This window comes from Mesorhizobium sanjuanii (genome assembly GCF_002529485.1).
GTDB classification, from domain to species: Bacteria; Pseudomonadota; Alphaproteobacteria; order Rhizobiales; family Rhizobiaceae; genus Mesorhizobium; species Mesorhizobium sanjuanii.
Genome location: NZ_NWQG01000132.1, coordinates 1 through 20,139, shown reverse-complemented (window position 1 = coordinate 20,139; position 20,139 = coordinate 1). Strand labels below are relative to the sequence as shown.

The following is a 20,139-nucleotide window of genomic DNA, read 5'->3' as shown; positions in this document are numbered from 1 at the left end:
AACGATTCTGCACCCTTGGAAGGTGTTCTGCCAAGGGGTTTCTGCAATCAGTGGTTAAATCCGGTCCCTCAAGGCGAACCAGTTGAGCGCAAGAAAGAGCAGGGGCGTGCGCCAGCGCCGGCCGCCGGGAAAGGCGGGAATTTTCAGATCCTCGATCAGTTTCAGCCGATCCCGGTTGCCTGAAACGGTCTCGGCATAGAGCTTGCCGAAGAAGTTCGACAGCATGACGCCGTGGCCGGAATAGCCGCCGACCGAGATCACATTGGGCATCACTTCGCGCACGAAAGGTTTCCTCGGCACCGTGATGCCGACATAGCCGCCCCAGCCATGGGTGATCTCGACGTCCCTGAGGTCGGGATAAAGCTCTGCTATCTGCCGGCGGATGTGGATATGGATGTCCTTTGGATCGTCGACCGCATAGATCTCGCGCCCGCCGAACAGCAGCCGGCCATCCCTGGATTTGCGGAAATAGCGCACGACGAAGCGCGAATCGTCGACCGCCTCGCCGCCCGGCAGCACTTTTGTGTCAGCCCCGAGCGGCACCGTCGCGCCGATAAAGGAGCCGATCGGCATGATGTGCGCCGCACTTACCGGCTCGAGCGCGCCGCCATAGGCATTGACGCCAACCAGGCATTTTTCGGCCGATACCGTGCCACTCGGCGTGGTGACCTTGACCTTGCCGCCGACGGAGCTGATGCCGGTCGCCGGCGTTTGCTCGAACAACTGCGCGCCCGCCTCAGCCGCTACCTTTGCCGTGCCGATCACCAGCTTCAGCGGATGGATGTGGCCGGTGCCGGTATCGCGGGTGCCGCCGAAATAAGCTGTAGATCCCAGCCGCTCCGCCGTCTCCCTGGCTTCCATGAAGGAGATATGCGGATAGCCGAAGCGGCTCGCCATGATCTCGGCATGCGCCTTGTAGTCATCGACATAGCGCTTCTTGTGCGCCACCGACATCTGGCCCGGCATATAGTCGATCTCGATCCGGTTGACGGCGGCGAATTCGATGAGGTGCGCCTTGGCCTCCTCCGCCAGGTCGAACAGCGCCTTGGCGCGGGAAAAGCCGTACTCGGCCTCCATTTCCTCCGCCCAGGCACGCTGGCCCGTCCCAAGCTGACCACCATTGCGGCCGGATGCGCCGTCGCCGAAACGATACGCCTCGATCAGCACGACATTGGCGCCGGCCTTGGCCAGATGGGCAGCCGCCGACAGGCCGGTGAAGCCACCGCCGACGATTACCACATCGCATGTCCGGTCGCCGTCGAGCGCCTTGTATTCGGGCCGCGGTCCAGCCGTGTCCTCATACCAGGAGCAGCCGGGGGAGATGGGGGATTGGTAAGTCATGGCGCCGCCTTTCGGCGGCGGTGAATGGTGAATAGTGAACGGTGAATGGAAAACGTCGGGATGACTCGTATGCCGCCACTTGTCTCAACTACGATCAAGCCATTCACCATTCACTATTCACAGACGAAGTCACTACTCACACATTCAGCAGCAAATACTCACGCTCCCACGGGCTGATCACTTCCATGAAGGTCTCGAATTCCGCCCGCTTGATCGCCGCATAGGTCGCGGCGAAGGACTTGCCCAGCAGCGTGCCGAGTTCCTCGTCGGCTTCGAACAGGTCGACGGCTTCGAGCAGGCTACGCGGCAGGTCGATCTCGGCCGCATTGGCAGTCGTCAGCACCGGCGGCTCGGCCTTGATCTTGTTGGTCATGCCGATCAGCCCGCAGGCCAGCGATGCGGCCAGCGCCAGATAGGGATTGGCATCGGAAGAGGGGATGCGATTCTCGACGCGCCTGGCTGCCGGGTCGGAGCGCGGAACGCGGAACGCGACGGTGCGGTTGTCGTAGCCCCATTTGTTGTTGACCGGCGCTGAAGCCGACTGCGTCAGCCGGCGATAGGAATTGACATAGGGCGCAAACATCACCAGCGCGTTCGGCACATGTTTCTGCATGCCGCCGAGGAAATGGAAGAAGTCGTCGGTTTCCGAGCCGTCCTCGGCCGAAAAGACGTTCCTGCCGGTCTTCTTGTCTATGATCGACTGATGGATATGCATGGCCGAACCGGGCTGGCCCTGGATGGGCTTGGCCATGAAGGTGGCATAGATCTCGTGCTTCAGCGCCGCCTCGCGAATGGTGCGCTTGAACATGAACACCTGGTCTGCGAGTTCGATCGGATCGCCATGGCGCAGATTGATCTCGAGTTGGCCGGCACCCTCCTCATGGATCAGCGTGTCGATCTCCAGGCCCTGGCCTTCGGAGAAATGATAGATGTCGTCGATCAGTTCATCGAACTCGTTGACGCCGGCGATCGAATAGCCTGCGCCGCCTCCGATCGGCCGCCCCGAACGTCCGACGGGCGGGGTCAGCGGGTAGTCCGGGTCGGGGTTCTTGCGCACCAGGTAGAATTCGATCTCGGGCGCCACCACCGGCTTCAGCCCGCGCTTGTCGTAAGCCGCAAGCACGCGCCTCAGCACGTTGCGCGGCGTGAACTCGACCAGGCGGCCATCCTGATGGACGAGGTCGCAAATGACCGCCGCCGTCGGATCCTCCTCCCACGGCACCACGGTCAAGGTCGAAAGATCCGGCATCAGCTTGAGGTCGCCATCGTCCTCTGGATAGTGGAAGCCGTTACCGTCCTCGGGATAGCCGCCGGAAATCGTCGTCATGAATACCGCCGAAGGCAGCGCCAGCGAGGTGTTCGAGGTGAATTTCTTCGACGGCATCATCTTGCCGCGCGCCACGCCGGCCTGGTCGGGCGTAATGCATTCGATGTCCTCGATGCCGCGCCATTCCAGCCAGGCGCTGGCTTCCTTCCAGTTTTTTACGCCACGTTGATTTTTCACGAACGCAGGCGTGCGGGCACGTCCTCCGCGGCTCGACGGACGGACTTCCTTTTTTGCAGGCGGCATCATGCACCAGATTGAGTTGCGGATTTTGGAGTATAGCCGGGGCCGGCGATGGAAGGAAAGGGGAGCCGGCCGGTATCGTCTGCGCGGTTGAAAATCGCTCCGGGCAGCTTATTAGGTTCGACGTCTCTCGAATTCGGTTGACGACGAATGCACAACAACCATGAATTGACCACGATTGGCTTCGACGCCGACGACACGCTCTGGCAGAACGAGCAGTTCTTCCGCACGACCGAGAAGCGTTTTGCCGCGCTGCTCGCCGACCACGCCGAAGAGGAGCATATCTCTGCAAGGCTGCTGGAGGCGGAAAGGCGCAACCTCGCAATCTATGGTTTCGGCATCAAGGGGTTTACATTGTCGATGATCGAGACGGCGATCGAGATCACCGAAGGTCGCGCGCCCGCCTCGGTCATCGCCGAAATTCTTGCCGCGGGCCGCGACATGCTTGGCCATCCGATCGAGGCGCTGCCTCATGCGCGCGAAACCGTGGAAAAGCTGGCAGGTGCGTATCGCCTGGTGCTGATCACCAAGGGCGACCTCTTCGACCAGGAGCGGAAGCTGGCGCAATCGGGCCTCGGAGATATGTTCGATGCGGTCGAGATCGTCAGCGACAAGAGCGCGGCCACTTATGCCAGGATCTTCAGCCGCCACGGCGATGGCGCCGAAAAGAGCATGATGGTTGGCAACTCGCTGAAGTCGGACGTGGTGCCGGCCATTGAGGCCGGCGGTTGGGGCATCCACGTCCCGCATGAATTGACCTGGGTGCTGGAACATGTCGAGCCGCCGGTTGCCGCATCTCGCTTCCGCCAGATAGCGGATCTCGGAGAACTGCCGGGGCTGATCGAAAGCATTGGGAAAGCCGGCTGACGGTCAAATCCCGGCTAGCCGCGTGCGAGCGCGATCAGGTTGTCGATCACCGGCTGCAGCCGTTCGGGCGTGATCGGCTTGACCACCACCACGTCGACGACGCTGGACAAGCCCAAGCTCGCGGGTGTGCCATTCTTGGTTGAAAGCAGGATCACCGAAGGGAGCAACTTGCCCGACGTCCGCCGCAGCGCGTCGATACCGGACAGCAGCGCGTCACAGTCCTTGTTGTCGGCTCCGCCATCGAGGACGACAGCGCCGGGAATGAGCGATAGCAACGCCGCTGCTGCGGTTTCGGGCGATTCCGAGATCGGTTTCAGCCCGGATCGTTCAACGATTTTCGAAACCACCACCCGGTTGACCGGCGATTTTCCGACGACGAGCACGCGGGTGAAGTCGGTGAGTATCTCGGACTCCCCGTTCCGGCTCACCAAAGTCAGGTGGTTGGCAGTCTTGGTCTCGCGATTCACGGGGCGCATGGGCAGGACAACCACTTGTCTCTATTTCAATGCAGAGTTGAAACAGAGCGACAATTGGCGTGAGATCGCGTCCCATGTCAAGTTGAAACGTCGGGTTTCGAAGAGGTCACTGCAAGCAATAAAATATAAGTTAAATCTGTAATTGTGGCTCAGCGGTAAAGGATTGCACAAAACGAAAATCACCTGCACGGAAAGCCGCGCAGGTGAAGTCGTTTTCGGCCGGATTTCGATCAGCCCTGGCTCCGCTGCGTGACGATCACGGGGATCAGCAGGTCGCCCCAATTGCCGTCGCCGCCATGGTGTCTTGCCGAGCGCACGAGCTCCACCGACACGCCCGCCTCGACGGCCTTCATGACGGATTGGTTGAGTCTGTGCAGGTCATTCGCCAGCATGCGGATGGTCGCCTGCTGATCGACATTCATGGTGGTGGCCTGTTCTTCGGCCCGTTCCTTGACGCGGCTGATCGATGCCATTGTTTTTCTCCTCGGCCCCCTTTGGGCGTTTCCTCACTTGTTTCCGTTCTGCTATTCCGCTGCCGGCTTGAACTGGGCGTGCTCGGTCGATTCATGCATGGCCGTGGTCGAGGACCGGCCGCCGGTGATCGCCATAGACACGGCGTCGAAATAACCGGTGCCGACCTCGCGCTGATGCTTGGTCGCCGTGTAGCCATGGGCTTCGGCCGCGAACTCGGCTTCCTGCAGCTCGGAATAGGCAGCCATCTGCCGCGCCTTGTAGCCGCGGGCGAGTTCGAACATGCCGAAATTGAGCTGGTGGAAACCGGCCAGCGTGATGAACTGGAACTTGTAGCCCATGGCGCCGAGCTCCTTCTGGAATTTGGCGATCGTGGCGTCGTCGAGGTTCTTCTTCCAGTTGAACGACGGCGAGCAATTATAGGCGAGCAGCTTGCCCGGATGGTGCTTGCGCACGCCCTCGGCAAATTTCTTGGCCTGCGCCAGGTCGGGTTTCGAGGTCTCGCACCAGATCAGGTCCGCATGAGGCGCGTAGGCGATAGCCCGCGCAATGCAGGGCTCGATGCCGTTCCTGACCTGATAAAAACCTTCCACCGTGCGGCCCGCGCCATAGTCGACGAAGGGCTGGTCGCGCTCGTCGATGTCTGAGGTGAGCAGCTTTGCGGCTTCAGCATCTGTGCGGGCGACAACCAGCGTCGGCGTGCCCATCACGTCGGCGGCAAGCCGCGCGGCGTTGAGGTTGCGGATATGGGCGGCGGTCGGGATCAGCACCTTGCCGCCGAGATGGCCGCATTTCTTCTCCGACGCCAGTTGGTCCTCATAATGGACGCCGGCGGCTCCCGCCTCGATGAAGGCCTTCATGATCTCGAAGGCATTGAGCGGTCCGCCGAAGCCGGCTTCCGCATCGGCCACGATCGGCGCGAACCAGGTGTCGACCGAAAGCCCTTTGCCCTCGGAGGTCTCGATCTGGTCGGCGCGCTGCAGCGTGCGGTTGATGCGCTTGACCAGTTCAGGCGCCGCATTGGCGGGGTAGAGCGACTGGTCGGGATACATGGCGGACGCAGTGTTGGCGTCGGCGGCGACCTGCCAGCCCGACAGATAGATTGCCTTCAGGCCGGCCCGCACCTGCTGCATCGCCTGGTTGCCCGACATGGCGCCGAGCGCGTTGACGAAGTCCTCCTCGTGGATGAGCTTCCACAACCGGTTGGCGCCCATTTCGGCGAGACTCTGCCTGATCTGGACGGAACCGCGCAACCGCTTCACATCCTCGGGTGAATACGGCCGTTCGACACCGTCGAACCGGCCTTCCGGCGCCGAGGGGACAAGGTTGTAAAAATCGGTCATTGGTCACTCCAAATGGGTCTGTGTCGGGCTTCGAAGACGCCAGGTCATGGAAAACTTCGCGTCTTTGGATATGACATCATTTACATTGCGGTGCAAAATTAGCCAGGGAAACTGAGAAATCGGCCGGAAAATAGGGGAAAACCTGTATTGTGTTTGACAGCGCGAGGCTGTAAATTTGTCAATATTGTAAAAGGTCGCCTTGCAAGTTGAAATGCGCTCCTAATTGTGAATTCGTGTAAAAGAGACCATGGCCGAGCAAAAGATCTTCGCCGGACCGCGCATTCGCCGCATCCGCAATACCAAGGGCCTGACCCAGACGGCGATGGCCGAAGGGCTCGGCATATCGCCGTCCTATCTCAACCTCATCGAGCGCAACCAGCGGCCGCTGACGGTCCAGTTGATCCTGAAGCTGGCCTCCGTCTACAAGGTCGACCCGCACGAATTGCAAGGCGAGGCGAAGGGGGCGGTCGCCGCCTTGCGGGAAGTCTTCTCGGATCCGTTGCTGGTCGGCGAATTGCCAGGTGACCAGGAACTGATCGAGCTTGCCGAGGCGGCGCCCAATGCGTCCGCCGCGGTGGTGAAATTGTTCCGCGCCTATCGCGAGCAGGCAGAACGGCTTTCCGATCTCAACGAACTGCTGGCGCGGGAGGGCAGGGCCACCGCGCTTTCCGGCGCCCGCTTGCCGATCGACGAAGTGCACGAGATTTTCGAGCGCCGGCCGAACCATTTCGCCGCGCTCGAGGCGGAGGCCGAAGCCTTCACGGCGGTGCTCGATCCCGGCGACGATCTGTTCGGGGCGCTGAAGGCCTGGCTGAAACGCGAATACGGCATCGTCGTCAAGGTACTGCCGGTCGCCACCATGCCGAACTGGCGCCGCCGCTACGACCGGCATTCGCAGCGCCTGTTTCTGTCCGAGCGCCTATCGCCGTTCGACCAGTTGCGCGAAGTGGCGATGGAGGCCTGCCTGATCCGCATGACGGTCGCGGTGGCGGGCGAGATCCAGGCGCTGAAGCTGACCACGGACGAGGCCCGCCGGCTGGCGCGCTTCGAACTTGGCCGCTACGCCGCCCACGCGCTGATGATGCCGTATCAGGCCTTTCAGGCGGCCGCGCGACGCGCGCGCTACGACATAGACGTATTGCGTTCGCGTTTCGGCGTATCCTTCGAGCAGGCGGCAAACCGCCTGACCATGCTGCAGCGGCCGGGCGCGTCGGGCGTGCCGTTCTTCATGCTGGAGGTCGACAATGCCGGCAACCGCTTCCGCAAGGCGGGCAGCCAGGGCTTTCCACAGAGCCGCTTCGGCGGCGGCTGTCCGAAACTGCCTGTCCATGCCGCCTTTACCCAGCCCGGCCAGATCTTCGTCGAAGCGGTGGAAATGCCCGATGGCGCTGAGTTCCTCTGCGTCGCCCGCACGCTCGAAGGGCCACAGGGCGCGTTTGCGGAACGCCCCCGCCGCACGGCACTTTTGCTGGGCTGCGACATCGGCTTTCGGGACGAGATCGTCTACGGCGCGGCACTGCCGGGCGTGGTCGCGGCCGCAAAACCTGGACAGGCCACCAATCCGGCCACACCGGTTGGACCAACCTGCCGGCTCTGCGAACGCATCGGCTGCCTCGCCCGCGCTGAGCCGCCGGTGACGCGTCCGCTCGGCCTCGACGAGATGGTGACCGGACTGAGCGCCTTCGATTTTCAGTAGGATCGTGCCTGGGAACCCGCCGCCTTGCCACAACTGTCGCCCTTCGGTGGATCACGCCCCGCCGCTGCCTTTGCGTTACGCGAATGAGGCACGTTTTCCGTCGTCTGTTGCGCATCGTGCCGTCCAGAAGCTGCCGACAATCGCGCCCATGACCGATATCGCATCATCGCCGATTGCCGTCTCGCCGCACGGCGAGCGTATTGGCTTCCTCCTGGTGTTCCTGTCGGCACTGACATGGAGTTTTGGCGGTACCATTGCCCGCTTCATCGACACCGGCGACAGTTGGACCGTGGTGTTCTGGCGCTCGGTCTGGGCCGCCGCCTTCCTGGTCTGCTTCATGATCTGGCGCGACGGCTGGCGCGGTACGCTGAAATTGTTTCGCGACATGGGCCCGCCCGGCCTTGCCGTGGCCTTGTGCTTCGCCACCGCCTCGACCTCTTTCGTCGTGGCGCTTGCCTATACCACCGTCGCCAACATCCTCTTGATGCAGGCCGGCGTGCCACTGCTGGCGGCGTTGTTGGCCTGGGCGCTGTTTCGTGAAAGGGTGGCCATGGCGACCTGGGTGGCGATCGGCGCGGTCATTGCCGGCGTCGCCATCATGGTGTCGGAATCCCTCGACGGCGCCGTCTCGCCTATTGGCGACGGATTGGCCCTGCTCATCGCCGTCATGTTTTCGATCGCCACCGTCATCACGCGCCGCTTTTCCCATGTGCGAATGACGCCGGCGACCTGCCTCGGCACGATGCTCGCCGCCGCATTCGCGGCGTCGCAGGTATCGGAATTTGCCGTTTCCAGCCGCGACATGGGCTTCCTCTTTGCCTTCGGCGTTGTCAACCTGGGTCTTGGCCTTGCCTTCTTCGCCACCGGCGCCCGGCTCGTTCCGGCGGCAATCGCCGCCCTGCTCGGCACATTCGAGCCGATCCTCGGACCGATCTGGGTCTGGCTGATCCACTCCGAGGTGCCATCAGCACGCACCATTGTTGGCGGCGCTGTCGTGGTCACGGCGCTGCTCGTTCATATCGGGCTCGAATTCAAGCGTCAGGCGCGGCCGGTGCGGCCAGGTGTCACCGGCATGCCGTCGCCTAATTGATGGCAGCGCACGCGCCAAACCGAGATGGGCCATTGACAATGCGGCAGCCGCGCGGGCAGGCTGCAAATACGGCAACAACAAGACAGGCGTATCTTGCCAAGTCTCTCCGCCGGCCTGATCCAGACCGGAGCGCATCGTTGTATTTCTGCCCGCGCAGCGGCGAAAGCTTCTGACGGCGACGGAGCGCCTTCCCGACCACAATGGAAACAACGGGCTCTGCCTGCATCGCTCCGCCATGGTGCCGGCGATTCACGCTTGTCGCGTTCTGGAAAGCTCAATAATCTGAAGCAAATGCCGGCCGCGCGGACGCTGCCGGGCCGGCGACGATACAATCACCAAAGGAGAATGGCATGATCCGCAAAGCGCTCTGGCTTTCGGCGACTTCGGCATTGTTGGCTCTGTTCGCGTCCGGCGCTCATGGCCAGGACCGCGTCGTCAACGTCTTCAACTGGTCGGACTATATCGACAGTTCGATCATTGACGACTTCACCAAGGAAACCGGCATCAAGGTCGTCTACGACACCTATGATTCCAACGAAATTCTCGAAACCAAGCTGCTTGCCGGTGGCAGCGGCTATGATGTCGTGGTGCCGACGGCAAGCCCGTTCCTGGCCCGTCAGATACAGGCCGGGGTTTACCAGAAACTGGACAAGTCGAAGCTGCCCAACCTTTCCAACATGTGGGGTGAGGTGGCGGACCGGGTTGCGAAGTTCGACCCCGGCAACGAATACTCGGTCAACTATATGTGGGGCACGACCGGCATTGGCTACAATACCAAGAAAGTGAAGGAAGCCCTTGGCGTCGACACGATCGACAGCTGGGATGCGGTTTTGAAGCCGGAGAATATCGCCAAGCTCGCAGGTTGCGGCGTTTACTTCCTGGATTCGCCGACGGACATCATTCCGACCGTGCTGAATTATCTCGGCCTCAAGCCCGACTCGACCTCTCCCGATGACCTTGCCAAGGCCACGGATCTCTTGCTGAGCATTCGCCCGTCAATCCGCAAATTCCACTCGTCGGAATACATCAATGCGCTCGCCAATGGCGACATCTGTGTGGCTGTCGGGTTTTCCGGCGACCTCTTCCAGGCCCGCGACCGTGCGGCGGAAGCCAACAAGGGGGTCGAAATCGCCTACTCCATCCCCAAGGAAGGCGCGGAGATGTGGTTCGATCAGATGGCGATCCCGGCCGATGCGCCGCATGTCGCCGAGGCCCACGAATTCATCAACTACATGATGAAACCCGAAGTGATCGCCAAATCCACCAACTATGTTTTCTACGCCAATGGCAACAAGGCCTCGCAGCCGCTTGTCAGCAAGGAAATCCTTGATGACCCGGGCGTTTATCCAGACGATGCGATGCTGGCCAAGCTGTTTACCGTGGGTCCATACGACCCCAAGACGCAACGTCTCGTCACCAGGTCGTGGACCAAGGTTATTACGGGACAATAATAGTCTGACGCGACCCCGGCGGCTGGCTGCCGGGGTCGAATTCTTCAGGGGCAAGGGACGGAGTGGGACATGAAATCGCTTGGCAGCATCCGCAGGGATTTTGCGCCCTGGAACGACCCGAACGCCAAGCCCTACATTCAATTCGAAAACGTCACCAAGAGGTTCGGTGACTTCACCGCCGTCAACAATCTGTCGCTGACCATCTTCGAGCGCGAGTTCTTCGCCCTGCTCGGCGCGTCCGGTTGCGGCAAGTCGACGTTGCTCAGGATGCTCGCCGGTTTCGAGGAGCCGACCGCCGGCCGCCTCCTGCTCGATGGCCAGGATTTGCGCGGCATCCCGCCGTACCGGCGGCCGGTCAACATGATGTTCCAGTCCTACGCCCTGTTTCCGCACATGACTGTCGAGAACAACATCGCCTTCGGCCTCAAGCAGGACGGCATGGCCAGGCCCGATATCGAAAGGCGCGTTGGCGAGATGCTGAAGCTGGTCAAGCTCGAGCAGTTCGCCAAGCGCAAGCCGCACCAATTGTCCGGTGGCCAGCGCCAGCGCGTCGCGCTTGCCCGCTCGGTCGCCAAGCGGCCGAAGGTCTTGCTGCTCGACGAGCCGCTTGGCGCGCTCGACAAGAAGCTGCGCGAGGAAACCCAGTTCGAATTGATGGACCTGCAGCAGGAACTTGGTTTGACCTTCGTCGTCGTCACCCACGACCAGGAAGAGGCAATGACCATGGCCGATCGCATCGCTATCATGGACAAGGGCGAGGTGATGCAAGTGGCGACGCCGGCGGAAGTCTATGAGGCACCAGGCTCCCGTTTCGTCGCCGGCTTTGTCGGCAACGTCAACATGTTCGAAGGCAAGGTTGCGCGTGGCGCGGCGGGTGCCGCAAGCATCGATGCCGGCAACGGCATCACCATCCGCACCGAGAACGCCGGCGATGCCGCCGCTGGCGCCAGCGTCGCCTTCGCCATCAGGCCGGAGAAGATCAAGGTGTCGTCGAAGAAGCCGGCCGATGCCGTCAACGCCATCGAGGGCGAGGTGTACGATATCGCCTATCTCGGCGACATGACTGTCTATCACATCAAGCTGGACGACGGCCATGTCGTGCGGGCGAGCGCGATGAACGCGGCCCGCGTCACCGAGGATCCACTAACCTGGAACGACCGGGCCTGGGTTTCCTTCCGGCCGGATGCCGGCGTCGTTCTGACACGGTAGGGGGTGGGCATGTCGAACGCTGTAACCGCCGTATCAGCCTCCCCGGCAACCAATGACGGCAAAACCGTTCCGGCGAGGCTGGTGGAGGCCTTCGTTGGCCGCCTGGTTATCATCATCCCCTATCTGTGGCTGCTGTTCTTTTTCCTCGTCCCTTTCATCATCGTCTTCAAGATTTCGCTGTCGCAGACGGCGATTGCCATGCCGCCCTACACGCCCGTGCTGGATTTCAGGGATGGCATCTCCGGGTTCTTCGCAGGATTTGGCGAGCTCAATTTCGACAACTACGCCTGGTTGACGCAGGACGCGCTCTACTTCAACGCCTATGTATCGAGCGTCCTCATTGCCGCCATCTCGACGGTGCTGACCTTGCTGGTCGGCTATCCCATCGCCTATGGCATGGCGCGCGCGCCGGCGTCGATCCGGCCGACGCTGCTGATGCTGGTGATCCTGCCGTTCTGGACATCGTTCCTTATCCGGGTCTATGCCTGGATAGGTATCCTGAAACCCGAGGGGCTGCTCAACCAGTTGCTGCTGTCCACCGGCATCATCAGCCAGCCACTGATCATCCTCAACACCTATACGGCGATCTTCATCGGCATCGTCTATTCGTATCTGCCGTTCATGGTGCTGCCACTCTATTCCGCCCTTGAGAAAATGGATCATTCGCTGATCGAGGCAGCCAAGGATCTCGGCTGCCCGCCGGCCAGCGCTTTCTGGAAGATCACTTTTCCGCTGTCGCTGCCCGGCGTCATCGCGGGTTGCCTTCTGGTGTTCATTCCCGCCGTCGGCGAGTTCGTCATCCCCGATCTGCTCGGCGGGTCGCAGACGCTGATGATCGGCAAGACGCTATGGAACGAGTTCTTCGCCAATCGCGACTGGCCGGTGTCGTCGGCCGTCGCCGTCATCCTGCTGTTGCTGCTGATCGTGCCGATCATGCTCTTCCAGCGAGCCCAGGCGCGCGCCCAGGAGCAAGACAAATGAACGCCACCTGGAGCCGCTTCAACATCACCTCGATCGTGCTGGGTTTCGCCTTTCTTTACCTGCCGATCGTCCTGCTTATCGTCTTCTCTTTCAACGAGTCGAAACTGGTCACCGTCTGGGGCGGCTTCTCGACCAAATGGTACGTCTCGCTGTTTCACAATCAGGGCCTGATGGACGCCGCCTGGGTGACGGTGCGTGTCGGCGTCATTTCGGCCACGGTGGCGACCGTGCTCGGCACGCTGGCGGCGCTCACCTTGACGCGTTACACGCGCTTCAGGGGCCGCATGCTGTTTTCCGGCATGGTCTTTGCGCCGCTGGTCATGCCGGAAGTCATCACCGGCCTGTCGCTGCTGCTGCTGTTCGTCGCCATCGGCATGGACCGCGGGCTGATGACCGTTACTCTTGCCCACATCACATTGACCATGTGCTTCGTCGCCGTTGTCGTGCAGTCTCGCCTGGTCACCTTCGACCGTTCGCTGGAAGAGGCCGCGATGGATCTGGGCGCGCCGCCGGTAAAAACCTTCTTCCAGATCACGCTGCCCGTCATCATGCCGGCGATCGTGTCCGGCTGGATGCTGGCGTTCACATTGTCGCTCGACGATCTGGTCATCGCCAGCTTCACCTCCGGGCCCGGCGCCACCACGCTGCCGATGAAGATCTACAGCCAGGTCCGCCTCGGCGTGACGCCTGAGATCAACGCCGCCTGCACCATTTTGATCGCAATCGTCGCGGTTGGCGTGATCGCCGCGTCGGTCGTCAACAAGCGCCGCGAGGTGCAGCGGCAACTGGACGAGCAGGCCGCGCAACGCGGCTGAAAATGGGCCGCCACCTTCAGGCGGCCTATTCTCCTGAAACGCCGCGGCTTATCGGTGAGATGAACGGCGTGCTCCAGGTGCCGCCGACGAAGAACGACGACTGGCTAGGGCCTTGTCCGTTTGTCTGCGTCGCCGCCTGGTCCGGCTGGATGATGCCGCCGGATAGCGCCAGCCCGCGTCCGGCATAGGTTGCGATGCCGGAAAGCCAGAGCTTGTATCTCGCCGAATTGGCCTCGGCCTTGTCGATCTTCGCCACCCCGTTCGAAATGCTCGCCTTGAGTTCGGCTCCATCGATCGGCAGCGTTCCGTCGGAGACATCGTCGAGCGCGAAGAACCCGCCCTGTTCTGTGTGTTTGAGAAATGCCGGCAGATTGAGCTTGCTCAGCGCGCCCTGGCCGAATGTTGCCGAGACCGAGCCGTCGGCATTTTCGAGAATGGAATCCCAGGTTCTGCCTGGCCCCTTGAGGATGACGGAGACGGTTCCAGTACCGATCGGCACCAGTCGCGTCATCCCGGCCGCGGTGGCGAAAGCACCACCGTCGATATCAGAGGCAAGCAGCCTGATCTCGACCTGCGTCCCCTCCGGCTTGCGATCGAAACGAAGACTGCTCTGGATGTTGCCGCCAAATGCCGATGCATCGGAAATGTCGAAGACGGCAAGACCGTTCTTGACCTGCGCGGTGGCGGCGACATCGGCAAGCTGGATGGCGCCCGCGGTGGCATGGGCCGCCGACAGCCTGAGATCGAGATTGATCCGGTCGGCGAAGCTGGTATCGATCTCGGCGGGACCGGTTCCACCAGTGGGCGCCAGGGGCGTGAAGGCGGAAAGAAACGACCACAGATCTAGCGTGTCGAAGGCGAGCGTCCCGGCGATCACCGGGCGCGCCTCGCCGAAGGAAAGATCCAGCGCGCCCATTCCCGGATTGTTGTCCAGGGCCAGCGCGGTGTTTTCCAGTTTGACGCGGCCGGCGGTCGCCGTCACCTTGCTCGAAACGGAAATCGAGCCGATTGCTGCACCCGGCGCGATGCCGGCCTGCGACCATTCGAGCACCCGCCTCAGCGAGGGTGCGGCAAATTTCGCCTGGCCCTCGAAATAGGCATTTTCGAACATGCTGGCCACGCCGTCGAAGGAAAAACTGGCGGGGGCCGCCTTGAATGAAAGCGTGATCGGCGCCGCACCCCCTGCAAACAGCACCAGCGGGTTCGGCGATGCGGCATCGATGGAGACGCTTTCGCCGCGCCAGATACCGGTCGCCGACAGCGTCGCATTGCTGTTCATCGCGGCCCAGTTCGCCTGGCCGCTCAAGCTGCTCAGGATCTCGGTGTCCTTGCCGCCGATCGAGGTCACCACGCGGCCGTCCCTGAATTCCACCCTACCGAAAGGATCTGTCGGCAGCTTGCTCAGATCCGGCTTGGCGCGGTCGGCGCTGACCACTGCGCGAGCCGTGTCGATCGAGCGCGTGATGCGCCCGCCCGAAGGCATGGCGGGCAGGAAAAGGCCATTTGCAGCACGTTGAACCCGGATCGTCGGCCGCACCAGCCGCGCCGTCGAAAACACCACGTCGCCACGCAGCGCCGCCATGGCGGAGAGATCGACCTCGACCCGTTCGGCTTCGATCACCGGCGGCGCATCGGTCTCCGTCCACTGGGAAAGCGTCACATCGGTCAGGATGGCACGAAAATTCGGCCAGACTTCGATCTGCGGCGCGCCGTCGATGGTGACCCTGAAACCGCTCCACGCACTCATCTCCCAGGCGATGCGGTCGCGCACGATGCGGGTCGAGGCGACGAGCGGCAGGGCTGCGACAACCAGCGCGATGACGAGGACGGCAACGCCGATCGCCCATATTCCGCGCCGGATCAAAGGTGATGCCATATCGCCCCGGTTGCTTCCATTCCGACAAAATCGCCCGATGGGTGTAACCCCAGTCGTCACTACGACTTAGGGCTGACGCATTTCAAGTCTTTATGGCCCGGCGATGGCGTTTGCGCACATCCATCGCGGCGAGCTTAACAAAATCTTGCTCTGCTGCGCTGCGATATGCATAAGCGACGGTGACCGTGGAGGAACGATCATGGCTGCCGAAACACCACTCTGGACACCGACGCAGGACCAGATCGACTCCGCCCCGATGACCGCCTTCATGAAGGCAGCCGAGGCGAAAACCGGCGGAACATTTTCTTCCTACGCCGACCTCCATCGCTGGTCGGTCGACGAGCGCGCGGCGTTCTGGGACCTGGTTTGGGATTTTTGCGGGATATTGGGCAACAAGGGGACTGGCGAGAATGCCAGTGAACGCATCCTTGTCGATGGCGAGAAGATGCCCGGCGCCGCCTTCTTCCCCAACGCGAAGCTGAACTTCGCCGAGAACCTCCTGAAGAAAACCGGCTCTGGCACGGCCATCGTCTTTCGCGGCGAGGACAAGGTCGAGCGGCGTCTGTCCTGGAACGAACTCCATGCGCTGACCTCGCGCCTGCAGCAGCTTTTCCTGTCGCTCGGGGTGAAAGAGGGCGACCGCATTGCCGCGATGATGCCCAACATGCCGGAGACCGTCGCCGCCATGCTGGCGGCCGCCTCCATCGGCGCCGTCTGGTCGTCCTGCTCTCCCGATTTCGGCGAGCAGGGCGTGCTGGACCGGTTCGGCCAGATCGAGCCCGTCTTCTTCATCGCGCCGGACGGCTACTGGTACAATGGCAAGGCCATCGAGGTCGCCGATAAGATCGCGGCCGTGGCGGCAAAGCTTCCTAGCGTCCGCAAGATTCTCATCGTCGACTATCTCGGCACCTCGGCCGACGTGGCAGTGACCATCGACAAGGCAGCGGCGCTCGAAGAGGCGCTTTCTCCCTTTGCCGCCAAGTCCGTAACCTTCGAACGGTTGCCGTTCGCGCACCCGCTCTACATCCTGTTTTCCTCGGGCACGACCGGCATTCCCAAATGCATCGTTCATTCGGCTGGCGGAACGCTGATCCAGCACGTCAAGGAAGAGCGCCTCCATGCCGGCCTGCTCGACGGTGACCGCTTCTTCTACTTCACCACTTGCGGCTGGATGATGTGGAACTGGCTGGTATCAGGCCTGGCATCGGGCGCGACCCTTCTGCTCTATGACGGCTCGCCCTTCTATCCCGATGGCAACGCACTATTCGATTTCGCCGACGCCGAGAAGATGACCTATTTCGGCACCTCGGCCAAATTCATCGATTCCGTGCGCAAGGCCGGCCTCAAGCCGATCAACACGCACGATCTTTCCACCGTGCGCACCATCTCCTCGACCGGCTCGCCGCTGTCGCCGGAGGATTTCCGCTTCGTCTATGACGATATCAAGAAGGACGTGCACCTCGCTTCGATCTCCGGTGGCACCGACATCGTCTCCTGCTTCGTGCTCGGCGTGCCGACGGAACCGGTATGGATCGGAGAGATCCAGGGACCCGGTCTCGGCCTCGCCGTCGATGTCTGGGACGACGACGGTCACCCGCTCCGCCAGGAGAAGGGTGAACTCGTCTGCACGAAGGCGTTTCCGGCGATGCCAATCGGCTTCTGGAACGATCCCGAAGGCAAAAAATACCACGCGGCCTATTTCGAGCGCTTCGACAATGTCTGGTGCCATGGCGACTTCGCCGAATGGACCGCTCATGGCGGGTTGATCATCCATGGTCGCTCCGACGCCACGCTCAATCCGGGTGGTGTGAGGATCGGCACGGCGGAAATCTACAACCAGGTGGAGCAGATGCCGGAAATCCTGGAAGCGCTGTGCATCGGCCAGGATTTCGACAATGACGTGCGCGTCGTGCTGTTCGTGCGGCTGGCCGCGGGCGTCGAGCTCGACGCCGAGCTGGAAAAACGCATCCGCACGAAAATCCGCACCGGGGCGAGCCCCCGTCACGTGCCGGCCAAAATCGTCGCCGTCAGCGACATTCCACGCACCAAGTCGGGCAAGATCACCGAACTCGCGGTGCGCGACATGGTGCATGGGCGCGCCATCAAGAACAAGGAGGCGCTGGCCAATCCCGAGGCGCTCGAATTGTTCCGCAACTTGCCGGCGCTGGCCGACTGAACATGGTTAACGAGATATGTCGCTCGAATTTACCTAGATTTCATGAGTGGTACACATTGGTAAATTTTCCGGCGCGCCGGTAAGGATTTGTTAAGGGCCGGCATCGATAGTCGTGCGTAACTTGAGGGAGAAATCCCGTTCCTCGACATCCCCAGAGGATCTGAATTCGCTCAAGCCCCGTTGTGACAGCAATCTCATTATTCAAGGCGTCCTGTTGGACGCCTTTTCTTTATTCGGCCAGCACGCGCGTCGATGGGAAAGCGACTTCGACCAACGTGCCTTCGCCGGGCGTCGAGTTGATGGTGAAGCGGGCCCGGTTCGCCTCGACCATGGCCTTGGTCAGCGGCAGCCCAAGACCAGTGCCGTCACCGCGTCCACGTTTCAGCGCGTTGATCTGCTTGAACGGCTTCAGCGCCTGTTCGATCTCTGACTGGCTCATGCCGATACCGGTGTCGCGCACGCGCATGACGACATCGCCCGAAACCTCATAGGCGGTCGAAACAATCACCTGGCCGCCAGCTTGCGTATAGCGGATGGCATTCGACAGGATGTTCAGCGCGATCTGGCGCACGCTGCGCAGGTCGGCCACCACTTCCGGCAGCCGCGATGCGAAGCTGGAGCGGATGATGACTCGTTCGCGGTTCGCCTGCGGCTGCATCATCGCCACCGTTTCGGCCAGCGTATCATTGAGCGACACCGCCTCGTAGGCCATCTCCTGCTGGCCGGCTTCGATCTTCGAAATATCGAGCAGATCGTTGACCAGGTCGAGCACGTGGTTGCCCGACCGGTTGATGTCGCGCAGATAGTCGCGGTAGCGGTCATTGGCGACCGGCCCGAATTTCTCGTCAACCATCAGCTCGGAAAAGCCGATGATGGCGTTAAGCGGCGTGCGGATCTCGTGACTGATACGGGCGAGGAAGTCGGTTTTCTGCGAGGAGGCGCGCTCGGCCACCGCGCGGGCCTGGGTCAGATCCTCTTCGGCCCGCTTCCATTGCGTGATGTCGCGCACCACCGCGCAGAAGCCGCTGTCGTTGGGCAGGCTGCCGATGGTCATGAACAGCGGGATGAAGCGCCCTTGTGCCTCGCGTCCGATCACCTCGCGTCCGTCATTGAGCACGCTTGCCACGCCGGGTTCGGAGAGCCCTTCGAGATAGTCCCGTGCCGCGCGCTGGCTTTCGATCGCGAACAGCGAGACGAAGGGCTTGCCGGTCACCTCGTCGCTGTCGAAGCCGAACAGCGCTTCGGCCGGGCGGCTGATGGAGCGGATCGTTCCGTCACGGCCGATCAGCACGACGCCGTCGGTCGCCGTGTCGATGATGGTGCGCATCTCGGCGATCCGCGCCTTGAGCTCAGGGATGTCCGGCTGGGTCTGCTCGTCGGCGGCAGCGTGCAGGGCCGCTGGTGGTGCGTCGTCGTCGCCGGAACGGCGCACGACCAGCATCAGCGCCTTGCCGGTACGCCACGGAACCGCGCGCAAAATGGCCTCGATCGGAAACTCCAGGCCGTCGCGCGTCTTCAACCGCAGCGCGTGATCGGTGCTCTCGGAGGCGCTGTCGTCGTAAGGATCGGCAAACAGCGCGCCGAGGCCGCCTGCCTCCTCCAGATCGTCGAGCGCGTCATAGCCGGTCAGGCCGAGGAATTCCTCATTCGCGTAGTGAAGGTCGTCGCCGGAATGGATGAGCAGCGGCACGGGCAGCTTGCTGAGGATCGAAATATCCGGCGCCTTGTCGTCTGCGGCTGAAAAAGCCGACGGCACGAACCCTTCGAGCTTGAGCGGCGGCGCCTGGGGACGCGGCCTGTCGACGGGCGCTGGCTCCACGTCACCGGCATCGCCAATGTCATCGGTCGACGAATGGGTTTCGTCGCTATCGGCGCGCGCCCAATCCTCGCTGTCCTCCGCATCACGGAAATCATCGGCCGTCATGCTGTCGTCGTCTTCCGTGGCCCCGGCACTCGGGGGTACTTCGCTGGCGATCGATCCACTGTCCGCTTCGGTTGGTTGGGCGATCTCCCACGCTTTCGATTTGTCCGGCTCGGAGACAGGTGCGTCGTCGCTATTGTCGGCGACATGGTCCCGGTCGGCGTAATTAAGCAGCGAGCCCGTGATCTTGGACACGGTTGATTGGCCGGCCGGCTGTTCCTGCACGGCCTCGTCCGGTTGCTCGCCGTCGAGCCTTGCGACATCCTTCTCGTCTTCGCTGTTGGTTTCGGCCGGCTCCACCATCGGTTCCGCCGGCTTTTCGACATCGGCCGGCTCGACCGGAATATTCTCCTTCCTGAGCCGTTCGCCGATCTCGCGGAACGCACTGCGTTCAAGGGTCGACAGGCCCTTGTCGTTGGCCGGCTGCCTGTGCTCCGCCAGCCGGATCACCTTGTCGGCAAAGCGACGCTCCGGCTTTGGCACGATGGTTAGCGCCGGGACCTCGCCCTTGAACGGATCGGGTTCCTTTGGTGCTTCCGGCGCAGTCTCCGGGACCTCAGGCCCGGTGATCTTGGACTCGACTGCTGTCGGCGCCTGATCGTTGGGGACAAGCGCCATCCCGATCGCCTCCGGATCGACTGCCGCATCACTGGTGCGGGCGACGCCGAAACCGCGGAAGCCTTCGAAGGCGCGGCTGCGGTCATAGACGGGCAGCGCCGCCAGATCGACGGGTATCTTGAGATCGGTGCCGGCAATCGGCCACAGCACCGAACGGCCGGACCAGGTGTCACGCCGCTCGAGCAAGCCGGCGATCTCACCGGATGCATCGAGGCCAAAGGCGGCCGCGACGTCCCTGAAG

At 62.2% G+C, this 20,139-nt stretch carries 15 protein-coding genes; 8 read left to right on the top strand and 7 right to left on the bottom strand.

Annotated features, from left to right (window positions below; genetic code table 11):
* Positions 1-54: 54 nt before the first annotated feature.
* Both CN311_RS20000 and CN311_RS19995 read right to left on the bottom strand, forming a co-directional pair.
* A complete protein-coding gene (locus CN311_RS20000) occupies positions 55-1,341 on the bottom strand; it encodes an NAD(P)/FAD-dependent oxidoreductase (RefSeq protein WP_097575453.1) in 1,287 nt (428 codons plus the stop codon).
* Between the two features lie 136 nt (positions 1,342-1,477).
* Complete coding sequence (locus CN311_RS19995) at positions 1,478-2,914, bottom strand: glutamine synthetase family protein (RefSeq protein WP_165779769.1); 1,437 nt, start codon at positions 2,912-2,914, stop codon at positions 1,478-1,480.
* 144 nt (positions 2,915-3,058) lie between these two features.
* On the opposite strand from CN311_RS19995, the gene CN311_RS19990 reads away from it, so the two are divergent.
* Complete coding sequence (locus CN311_RS19990; RefSeq protein WP_097575452.1) at positions 3,059-3,775, top strand: HAD family hydrolase; 717 nt, start codon at positions 3,059-3,061, stop codon at positions 3,773-3,775.
* A gap of 14 nt (positions 3,776-3,789) precedes the next feature.
* Here the strand turns inward: CN311_RS19990 and CN311_RS19985 are convergent, their stop codons facing one another.
* The 3 genes from CN311_RS19985 to aceA all read right to left on the bottom strand — a co-directional run bounded on the left by CN311_RS19985 (position 3,790) and on the right by aceA (position 6,065).
* On the bottom strand, positions 3,790-4,251 hold the full coding sequence (locus CN311_RS19985) for an ANTAR domain-containing protein (RefSeq protein ID WP_097575451.1): 462 nt from the start codon (positions 4,249-4,251) through the stop codon (positions 3,790-3,792).
* Positions 4,252-4,481: 230 nt separating this feature from the next.
* Positions 4,482-4,724 carry an SMc00767 family acetate metabolism repressor gene (locus tag CN311_RS19980; protein ID WP_006329350.1) on the bottom strand — a complete coding sequence of 81 codons (243 nt, stop codon included), beginning with the start codon at positions 4,722-4,724 and terminating at the stop codon, positions 4,482-4,484.
* Positions 4,725-4,775: 51 nt separating this feature from the next.
* Complete coding sequence (gene aceA / locus CN311_RS19975; protein ID WP_097575450.1) at positions 4,776-6,065, bottom strand: isocitrate lyase; 1,290 nt, start codon at positions 6,063-6,065, stop codon at positions 4,776-4,778.
* A 247-nt stretch (positions 6,066-6,312) separates the two neighbouring features.
* Between aceA and CN311_RS19970 the strand changes: the two genes are divergently transcribed.
* From CN311_RS19970 to CN311_RS19945, 6 genes are all read left to right on the top strand, one after another.
* A complete protein-coding gene (locus CN311_RS19970) occupies positions 6,313-7,761 on the top strand; it encodes a helix-turn-helix domain-containing protein (RefSeq protein WP_097575449.1) in 1,449 nt (482 codons plus the stop codon).
* 148 nt (positions 7,762-7,909) lie between these two features.
* A complete protein-coding gene (locus tag CN311_RS19965) occupies positions 7,910-8,851 on the top strand; it encodes a DMT family transporter (RefSeq protein ID WP_097575448.1) in 942 nt (313 codons plus the stop codon).
* Positions 8,852-9,201: 350 nt separating this feature from the next.
* Positions 9,202-10,302, top strand: a complete 1,101-nt coding sequence (locus CN311_RS19960; RefSeq protein ID WP_097575447.1) for a polyamine ABC transporter substrate-binding protein — start codon at positions 9,202-9,204, stop codon at positions 10,300-10,302.
* 69 nt (positions 10,303-10,371) lie between these two features.
* Entirely contained in the window at positions 10,372-11,511 is a 1,140-nt protein-coding gene (locus CN311_RS19955; protein ID WP_097575446.1) for an ABC transporter ATP-binding protein, read from the top strand.
* Between the two features lie 9 nt (positions 11,512-11,520).
* On the top strand, positions 11,521-12,492 hold the full coding sequence (locus CN311_RS19950) for an ABC transporter permease subunit (RefSeq protein ID WP_097575445.1): 972 nt from the start codon (positions 11,521-11,523) through the stop codon (positions 12,490-12,492).
* Positions 12,489-13,307 (top strand): ABC transporter permease, encoded by an 819-nt coding sequence (locus CN311_RS19945; RefSeq protein ID WP_097575444.1) that lies wholly within the window; start codon positions 12,489-12,491, stop codon positions 13,305-13,307. Before CN311_RS19950 ends, CN311_RS19945 begins: the two co-directional genes overlap by 4 nt.
* Before the next feature lie 25 nt (positions 13,308-13,332).
* On the opposite strand, the gene CN311_RS19940 is transcribed toward CN311_RS19945, so the two are convergent.
* Complete coding sequence (locus tag CN311_RS19940) at positions 13,333-15,183, bottom strand: AsmA family protein (protein WP_097575443.1); 1,851 nt, start codon at positions 15,181-15,183, stop codon at positions 13,333-13,335.
* A 199-nt stretch (positions 15,184-15,382) separates the two neighbouring features.
* On the opposite strand from CN311_RS19940, the gene CN311_RS19935 reads away from it, so the two are divergent.
* Positions 15,383-17,359 carry an acetoacetate--CoA ligase gene (locus CN311_RS19935; protein ID WP_097575460.1) on the top strand — a complete coding sequence of 659 codons (1,977 nt, stop codon included), beginning with the start codon at positions 15,383-15,385 and terminating at the stop codon, positions 17,357-17,359.
* 229 nt (positions 17,360-17,588) lie between these two features.
* On the opposite strand, the gene CN311_RS19930 is transcribed toward CN311_RS19935, so the two are convergent.
* The coding region (locus CN311_RS19930) for a histidine kinase dimerization/phospho-acceptor domain-containing protein (protein ID WP_097575442.1) at positions 17,589-20,139 on the bottom strand (2,551 nt) is incomplete at its 5' end.

Excerpts from the sequence above, each read along its gene's own strand:
- CN311_RS20000 (WP_097575453.1), bottom strand. The coding sequence starts at position 1,341 with ATGACTTACCAATCCCCCATCTCCCCCGGCTGCTCCTGGTATGAGGAC.
- CN311_RS19995 (WP_165779769.1), bottom strand. The coding sequence starts at position 2,914 with ATGATGCCGCCTGCAAAAAAGGAAGTCCGTCCGTCGAGCCGCGGAGGA.
- CN311_RS19990 (WP_097575452.1), top strand. The coding sequence starts at position 3,059 with ATGCACAACAACCATGAATTGACCACGATTGGCTTCGACGCCGACGAC.
- CN311_RS19985 (WP_097575451.1), bottom strand. The coding sequence starts at position 4,251 with ATGCGCCCCGTGAATCGCGAGACCAAGACTGCCAACCACCTGACTTTG.
- CN311_RS19980 (WP_006329350.1), bottom strand. The coding sequence starts at position 4,724 with ATGGCATCGATCAGCCGCGTCAAGGAACGGGCCGAAGAACAGGCCACC.
- aceA (WP_097575450.1), bottom strand. The coding sequence starts at position 6,065 with ATGACCGATTTTTACAACCTTGTCCCCTCGGCGCCGGAAGGCCGGTTC.
- CN311_RS19970 (WP_097575449.1), top strand. The coding sequence starts at position 6,313 with ATGGCCGAGCAAAAGATCTTCGCCGGACCGCGCATTCGCCGCATCCGC.
- CN311_RS19965 (WP_097575448.1), top strand. The coding sequence starts at position 7,910 with ATGACCGATATCGCATCATCGCCGATTGCCGTCTCGCCGCACGGCGAG.
- CN311_RS19960 (WP_097575447.1), top strand. The coding sequence starts at position 9,202 with ATGATCCGCAAAGCGCTCTGGCTTTCGGCGACTTCGGCATTGTTGGCT.
- CN311_RS19955 (WP_097575446.1), top strand. The coding sequence starts at position 10,372 with ATGAAATCGCTTGGCAGCATCCGCAGGGATTTTGCGCCCTGGAACGAC.
- CN311_RS19950 (WP_097575445.1), top strand. The coding sequence starts at position 11,521 with ATGTCGAACGCTGTAACCGCCGTATCAGCCTCCCCGGCAACCAATGAC.
- CN311_RS19945 (WP_097575444.1), top strand. The coding sequence starts at position 12,489 with ATGAACGCCACCTGGAGCCGCTTCAACATCACCTCGATCGTGCTGGGT.
- CN311_RS19940 (WP_097575443.1), bottom strand. The coding sequence starts at position 15,183 with ATGGCATCACCTTTGATCCGGCGCGGAATATGGGCGATCGGCGTTGCC.
- CN311_RS19935 (WP_097575460.1), top strand. The coding sequence starts at position 15,383 with ATGGCTGCCGAAACACCACTCTGGACACCGACGCAGGACCAGATCGAC.